General features: G+C 70.5%; 6 protein-coding genes, 1 tRNA gene, 1 pseudogene and 1 riboswitch. Of the genes and pseudogenes, 5 read left to right on the forward strand and 3 right to left on the reverse strand.

Going from position 1 to position 7,071, the window contains the following annotated elements:
- A pseudogene (locus tag ROTAS13_RS16185) lies at positions 1-796 on the reverse strand (nucleoside-diphosphate sugar epimerase/dehydratase); the annotation flags it as partial.
- A gap of 10 nt (positions 797-806) precedes the next feature.
- On the reverse strand, positions 807-1,814 hold the full coding sequence (locus tag ROTAS13_RS16190; protein WP_075822851.1) for a LysR substrate-binding domain-containing protein: 1,008 nt from the start codon (positions 1,812-1,814) through the stop codon (positions 807-809).
- A 172-nt stretch (positions 1,815-1,986) separates the two neighbouring features.
- On the opposite strand from ROTAS13_RS16190, the gene ROTAS13_RS16195 reads away from it, so the two are divergent.
- The 3 genes from ROTAS13_RS16195 (at position 1,987) to ROTAS13_RS16205 (ending at position 4,870) form a co-directional block, all read left to right on the forward strand.
- The gene (locus ROTAS13_RS16195) at positions 1,987-2,541 is read left to right on the forward strand and encodes a peroxiredoxin (RefSeq protein WP_019460138.1); all 555 of its coding nucleotides are present in this window, start codon (positions 1,987-1,989) and stop codon (positions 2,539-2,541) included.
- A gap of 210 nt (positions 2,542-2,751) precedes the next feature.
- Positions 2,752-3,282 (forward strand): carboxymuconolactone decarboxylase family protein, encoded by a 531-nt coding sequence (locus ROTAS13_RS16200; RefSeq protein ID WP_019460137.1) that lies wholly within the window; start codon positions 2,752-2,754, stop codon positions 3,280-3,282.
- 129 nt (positions 3,283-3,411) lie between these two features.
- A riboswitch (cobalamin riboswitch) is annotated at positions 3,412-3,592 on the forward strand.
- Positions 3,593-3,706: 114 nt separating this feature from the next.
- A complete protein-coding gene (locus ROTAS13_RS16205; protein ID WP_019460136.1) occupies positions 3,707-4,870 on the forward strand; it encodes a 5-methyltetrahydropteroyltriglutamate--homocysteine S-methyltransferase in 1,164 nt (387 codons plus the stop codon).
- A gap of 231 nt (positions 4,871-5,101) precedes the next feature.
- Here ROTAS13_RS16205 and ROTAS13_RS16210 read toward each other — a convergent pair.
- Positions 5,102-5,176: transfer RNA gene (locus tag ROTAS13_RS16210), tRNA-Val, on the reverse strand.
- Positions 5,177-5,268: 92 nt separating this feature from the next.
- Here ROTAS13_RS16210 and ROTAS13_RS16215 point away from each other — a divergent pair.
- A complete protein-coding gene (locus ROTAS13_RS16215; protein ID WP_027297141.1) occupies positions 5,269-6,144 on the forward strand; it encodes an N-formylglutamate amidohydrolase in 876 nt (291 codons plus the stop codon).
- 286 nt (positions 6,145-6,430) lie between these two features.
- Positions 6,431-7,071: transglycosylase SLT domain-containing protein (locus tag ROTAS13_RS16220; RefSeq protein WP_216348663.1), on the forward strand; the 641-nt coding region annotated here is incomplete at its 3' end.

Raw genomic sequence — 7,071 nt, forward strand, 5'->3', positions numbered from 1 at the left:
CCCCGTCCGGGCGCTGCCGCTCCGGCGCCGTGGGGTCCAGCGCGGTCGGGCGCGGGGCGCGGCGCACGGTCACGCCGTGGCGGTCGGCCGCATCCAGCAGCGCCTCCAGCTCCTTGCCCGAAACGTCGCTGCCCACCAGAACCAGGGTGGCGGGCAGCCGGTTCTGTTCCCGCAGCCGCTCCAGCACCTCGTCCGCATCGTCCAGCGCGCCCAGGATCGGCACGCCCAGGATTCGCCGCCCGGCCTGCCGCGCCCGGGGCGCCAGGATGCCCAGCACCCGGAAGCCCGGCACGCGCTGCGCCGAAAGGGCGCGCAGGAAGAGGTCGGCGGCATCGCCGGCGCCGGCCAGCATCACCGTGCGGGCCGGGGCTTCTCCCGAGGACAGGGCGCGGGCACCCCGGTAATGGGTGTGGCGCATCCGCACCGCCATGCGCGCCGCGCCCAGCAGGGCGACCAGCGATCCGGCATGGAGGAAGGGGAAGGCGATGCTGGGCGGCCCCCAGCCGCGCACCGGCCCGGCCACGAACAGGCCCAGCGAGAAGAGCGCGGCCATGGTCACGGCGGCGGCCAGCACGGCCAGCATGTCCGGCAGGCCGGAGAATCGCCAGTACTGCCGGGCCAGCCGCAGCGGCACGGCCCCCAGCAGGAAGGCCCCCAGCCCGCCGATCAGGGCGGGCGGCCACCACAGGGCCGGTGGCCAGTCCCCGGGTGCGTCGAGCCACAGGGCGAGCGGCAGGGCCGCCGCCGCCAGGGCGAGGTCCACGAGGAAGTTCAGCAGGATGCGTCTGGGCGCCATCCATCCTCGTCTAGCCCCTCCCGGGGAGGGGGGCCAAGCGCCCGTAAAGGCCGGTCAGACGTTCGGCTTCCGCAGCCCAGCCGTAACGCCCCAGGGCGGCCTCGCGTCCCGCCGCGCCCATCCGGGCGCGCAGGGCGGGGTCGCGCAGGGTTTCCACCGCCGCCGCGATGGCACGGGGGCAGGCGGTGTCCACCAGCAGGCCGCAGCCGCTGTCCCGCACCACGTCGGCGACCTCGGTGGCGAAATCCGGGGCGATCACCGGCAGGCCGGCCAGCATGCAGTCGAACAGCTTGTGCGGCAAAGCGAGGCGGTGGTTCTCCACCCCGGGCTGGAACAGGACGAGGCCGATATCCGCCCCGGCCAGGGCCTCCAGCGCCGCCGGCTGCGGCATCCAGCCCAGCCGCTCCACCCGGTCCTCCAGCAGCAGCAGCCGCTCGCCGGACAGGGCCGAGGCCGGCAGGATGTTGCGCGCGGCCAGCCGGTGCCCGGGCGGCAGGGCCGCCAGGAACGGGTCCTCCGCCAGCGGCATCACGTCCAGCCGGTCGGCCGAGGCCACGGGCAGTGCCAGGAGCAGCAGGTCGAGTCGGCCGCCCTCCAGGTCGGCCACCAGGTTCTGCGTCAGGTCCTCCCTCAGCCAGAGCCGCAGGCGCGGGAAGGCGCCGCGCAGGGCGGGCATCAGGCGTGGCAGCAGGAAGGGGCCCACGGTGGGGATCAGCCCGAAGCGCAGCGGGCCGCTCAGCGGGTCATGCGCCGTGGCCGCCGTTTCCGCCACCGCCGAGAGCGTGGCGAGCGCGTCGCGCGCCCGCTGCACGATCTCGAGTCCCACCTGGGTGAAGGCGGGCCGCTTGGAGGGGCCACGGTCCAGGATCGCCGTGGCGAGCTGCCGCTCCAGGGCGATGATCCCGGCCGAAAGGGTGGACTGGCTGACGGCGCAGGCGGTGGCGGCCCGGCCGAAATGGCCGTGATCCGCCAGGGCGACGAGGTAGCGGAGCTGTTGCGGGCTGGGATAGGCGGTCATCGGTGCAGCCGATCATAAGGACGAAAACTATTCATTTGAACCCGTGCTGCACCTGCGTCATACCCGGCCACGGCGCGGGGGCGGGAATCAGCCTCCGGCCGGACGGGCCCGGGGGTCACCATCGCGGCGCCGTCCGGAAGCGACCGAATTCTTTTGGGAAGAGGATCACTGCATGCTGACCGTCGGCGACAAGTTCCCGTCCTTCCAGCTCACCGCCGTGAAGGGTGGCCCCGAGGGGCTGAACATGAACACCGCCTTCACCGAGGTCTCCGACGCCTCGGATGCCGGCAAGTGGAAGATCGTCTTCTTCTGGCCGAAGGACTTCACCTTCGTCTGCCCGACCGAGATCGTGGCCTTCGGCAAGCTGAACACGGATTTCAGCGACCGTGACGCCGTCGTCTATGGCGTGTCGATCGACAGCGAGTTCGTGCACATGAACTGGCGCACGCACCATGCCGACCTGAAGGACCTGCCCTTCGCCATGCTCGCCGACATCAAGCGCGAGCTGTCCACGGCCTGCGGCATCCTCGACAAGAACGCCGGCGTGGCGCTGCGCGCGACCTTCATCGTGGACCCGGAGGGGATCATCCGCTTCGCCTCCGTCAACGACCTGAACGTCGGCCGCAACCCGCAGGAAGTGCTGCGCGTCCTCGATGCGCTGCAGACGGACGAGCTGTGCCCCTGCAACTGGAAGCAGGGCGAAGAGGTCCTGAAGCCGGCCGCCTGAGGCCAGCTTCCACGGATTGACCGCGCTCCGGGGGTTTCGCGCCCCCGGGGACGGTGTGCCGAGCCGGCCGCCCCGTTCCCTCGTCCCGTTCCCCTGGCCCTTCCCCTGGCCCGGGAGGAACCGTTCCGCGAAAGCCGCGGGCACCGGGCGCATGGGCGCCCCCGAGGGCCGGTTCCGCCCACCGAACACAACCGGAGAGGAGTTCACAGGATGTCGCTCGACGCCCTGCGCAACATGCTGCCCGAATACGCCAAGGACCTGAAGCTGAACCTCGGCTCGCTCGCCGCCGAGACGCTCCTGACGGAGCAGCAGCTGGCCGGCACCTTCATCGCCAGCGCGCTTGCCTCGCGCAATATCGTGGTGACGAAGAACATCGTCGCCGAGTTCGGCCCGAAGCTCTCGGCCGAGGCGCTGAACGCGGCCAAGGCGTCGGCGGCGATCATGGGCATGAACAACGTCTATTACCGCTTCACGCATCTGGTGCATGGCGACTACGCCACCATGCCGGCCAAGCTGCGCATGAACGTCATGGCGCGGCCGGGCGTGGAGAAGGTGGATTTCGAGCTCTGGTCGCTCGCCGTTTCCGCCATCAACGGCTGCGGCATGTGCATGGAGAGCCACGAGAAGGTGGTGCGCCAGCATGGGATGACGCAGGAGCAGGTGCAGGCTGCCGTGCGCATCGCCTCGGTGGTGCATGCCGTGGCGGCGGTGCTGGACGGCGAGGCCGCGCTGGCGGGCTGAGGCCCCTCCCCGCCCCCCGGGGGTGGATGGCCAAGGATCGGGAAGGGCCGGTGCCGGACAAGGGCACCGGCCCTTTTCCGTTCCGGCGCCCGCGTGGCCTGCCACCCCTTCCGGGAAGGCCGTGCCTCCCCTACACCGGAGGGCGATGGTTCCCTCGCGGATTAAAACGGGAACATGGTGCGAAGCCATGGCTGCCCCCGCAACTGTCAGCGCCGAGCCACCGCCAAGGGCCACCGGGTTCGCCCCCGGGAAGGCGGCGGATGGTGATGACGCGCGAGCCAGGAGACCTGCCATCGTTGACGTCAGCGCGGCCACGCCGGACGGGGTGTTCCGGCGGGAAAGAAGGGACGAAGGCCCGCCCGGAGACGGGATGCGGGGCCGGGAGACCGGGCCGCGATGACAGAAGACGTCAGGAGAAAACCCCATGTCCGCCAGCACAGCCGCCCGCGAGGCCACCCGCACGGGGGCCGATGGCAAGCCCTGCCAGCCGCCCGCCTTTCCTTCCTTCCGCGCCGACCATGTCGGCAGCCTGCTGCGCCCCGCCGCGCTGCGTGAGGCCCGCCAGGCCCGCGCCGAAGGGAAGCTCTCCGCCGAGGCGCTGCGCCAGGTGGAGGACGAGCAGATCGCCCGGGTGGTGGCGAAGCAGGAATCGGTCGGCCTGCGTGCCGCCACGGATGGCGAGTACCGCCGTGCCTACTGGCATTACGACTTCCTGGGCGGGCTGGACGGGATCGAGATCTACGAGCCCGAGGACAAGGTCCAGTTCAAGGGCGCGACGCTCGGCCACAAGCTGCGGGTGAACGGGCGGATCGGCTGGAAGCCCAGCATGATCGAGGATTTCCGCTTCACCGCCGGCTGCACCTGCCACGCCATCGCCAAGCAGACCATCCCCTCCCCCAGCGTGGTGCATTTCCGCGGCGGGCGGGAGGCGATCGCACGCGACGTCTATCCGGACATGGACGGGTTCTTCGACGATCTCGGGCGGACCTACGAGGATGCGGTGAAGGCCTTCCATGCCGCCGGCTGCCGCTATCTCCAGCTCGACGAGGTCAACATCGCCTATCTCTGCGATCCGGAGCAGATCGAAGGGCTGAAGCGGCGCGGCGAGCATGTGGAGGGGCTGCTCGACATCTATGCCGGCATGATCAATCGCGCGACCCGGGCGCGGCCGCCCGGCATGGCGATGAGCATGCATCTCTGCCGGGGGAATTTCCAATCCACCTTCGTCGCCTCCGGCGGCTACGAGCCGGTGGCCGAGGTGCTGTTCAACGCCATCGACATCGACGCCTACTTCATGGAGTTCGACGACGAGCGCTCGGGCGGCTTCGAGCCGCTGCGCTTCGTGCCGCGCGGAAAGAAGGTCGTCGTGCTGGGCATCGTCACCAGCAAAAACGGCACGCTGGAAAGCAAGGACGAGCTGAAGCGCCGCATCGACGAGGCGGCGAAGTTCCTGCCGCTGGAACAGCTCGCCATCAGCCCGCAATGTGGCTTCGCCAGCACCCAGGAGGGGAACAAGCTCTCCGAGGAGCAGCAATGGGCCAAGCTGCGGCTCTGCGCCGAACTGGCCGAGGAGATCTGGGGGCGCTGAGGCCGGGATCACCGGGATCGGGGCGGCGCGTCCGCCCCGCTTTCCCGGAGGCATGGCCGGAAGGGTAACGGCGGGGGCACCGCTGGCCATGCCAGCCCCGCGGCAAGCGCGGGAGCAGGTGTGGCTGGCGCGCGGCCTTTCGTGGCCCCATGCCTTCCGGACATGGGGAGCGGCGATGGCGCGGGCAGAATGGCCGCGTTGCGCCGGAACGACAGGTTTTCAGGAGGTTCGTGGTGGGCGCGACAGGGATTGAACCTGTGACCTTCCCCGTGTCAGGGGGACGCTCTCCCGCTGAGCTACGCGCCCGCTCGCGGTGTGGCGCCCCTGTATCGCGGCCCGATGGGTTTAGCAAGATGCCGCGCGTGACGTTCCGCATCGCGGCATGTAAGAAAGTCAGGATGGATCTGCCGCCGCCTGAGAATGTCGCGCCGCTGACCGAGCCGCCCTTCATTCTCTCGCGGCCCGGGCACCAGGCCATTCCGCTGGTCTTCGCCTCGCCGCATTCGGGGCGGAGCTATCCGGCCGACCTGCTGCGCAGCACGCGGCTGGACCCGCTGACGCTGCGGCGGTCCGAGGACAGCTTCGTGGACCAGATCTTCGCGGCGGCCCCGGATTTCGGCGCGCCGCTCCTCGCCGCCACCTTTCCCCGGGTCTATTGCGACGCGAATCGCGAGCCCTGGGAGCTGGACCCCGGCATGTTCGACGAGCCCCTGCCGGAATGGGTGAACACGGCCTCCCCCCGGGTCGGGGCCGGGCTGGGCACCATCGCCCGCGTCACCGGCACGGGGGAGAACGTCTATGACCGCCGCCTCCGCTTCACCGAGGCGATGGACCGGGTGCAGAACCTGTGGGAGCCCTATCACGGCGCCCTGGCCTCGCTGATCGAGGAGACGCGGCACCGCTTCGGCTTCTGCCTGCTGATCGACTGCCATTCCATGCCCTCCAGCGTTCCCGCCGCGGGGCGCACGGACATGATCCTGGGCGATGCGCATGGCACCGCCTGCTCTCCCCGCGCGACGCGGGCGGTGGAGGATGGGCTGCTGTCGCTGGGCTACCGGGTCCGGCGCAACGATCCCTATGCCGGCGGCTATGTGACCCGCCATTATGGCCGGCCGCGCCAGCACGTGCATGCGCTGCAGATCGAGATCTCGCGCGGCCTGTACATGGATGAGCGGCGGATCACGCCCCTGCCCGCCATGGAGACGCTGCGGCAGCGGATGACGACGCTGCTGCAAAGGCTTTCGGAGACGGACTGGAGCTTCCTGGGCCGCTGATCCCGGCCGGATCGCGCCGGGCAGCGGGCAAAAAGAAAGGCGGTGCCCGAAAGCACCGCCGAGTTTAGGGAGGAAACGTCCAAGAAAGGCAAACAACCCGGGATCACCGTGTTGCTGCAAGACGAAAGCTAGCCTCCCAAACACCTGTTCGCAAGCGTTTTTGCGCGCCGCAGCATGAATTGTGGTCAGACCAGCCTCCCGCGGCGCACAAGGCAGGATCGTTGACCTATTCCGGCCGCCCGGCGGAGCCTGGGAATGCTGGCATGGGCCTCGCTTCTGGATGGCCATGCTCCGCTGCCTGACCCTCCTCCTGATCCTTCTCGCCAGCATGGCGGGCGCCAGGGCCCAGACCTCCGCCCCATCCCCCTCCACCCTCTGCCGGGCCGCGATCGCCGCGGCAGAGCGGGAATACGGCCTTCCGGCGGGGCTCCTGGCCGCCATCGGGCGGGTGGAATCGGGGCGGCGGGACCCGGAGACCGGCGAGCGCGGCCCCTGGCCCTGGACGATGAATGCGGAGGGACGCGGCAAGTTCTTCCGCACCAGGGCGGAAGCGGTTGCCGAGGTGCGGCAGCTTCGGGCCGATGGGATGCGGCTGATCGACGTGGGCTGCATGCAGATCAACCTGCACCACCATCCCAACGCCTTCGCCAGCCTGGAGGAAGCCTTCGACCCGCTGTCCAATGCCCGCTATGCCGCGCGGTTCCTGAAGGATCTGAATGCCACGCGCGGCGACTGGATGCGCTCGGCGGCGAACTACCACAGCAACACGCCGGAACGCGCGGCCGCCTACCTTGCCGCGGTGGAGGCGCAACTGCCGGAGGCGCGGCGCGAGGCGGGGCTGGCCCCGAGCTGGAATCCGGGCTGGAATCCGGCGGGGCGGGCGCCCGGCGGCGCGGCGACGCGCCTCACGATGGGCCGGCCCATGGG

This window comes from Roseomonas sp. TAS13, assembly GCF_001950415.1.
GTDB classification, from domain to species: Bacteria; Pseudomonadota; Alphaproteobacteria; order Acetobacterales; family Acetobacteraceae; genus Roseomonas; species Roseomonas mucosa.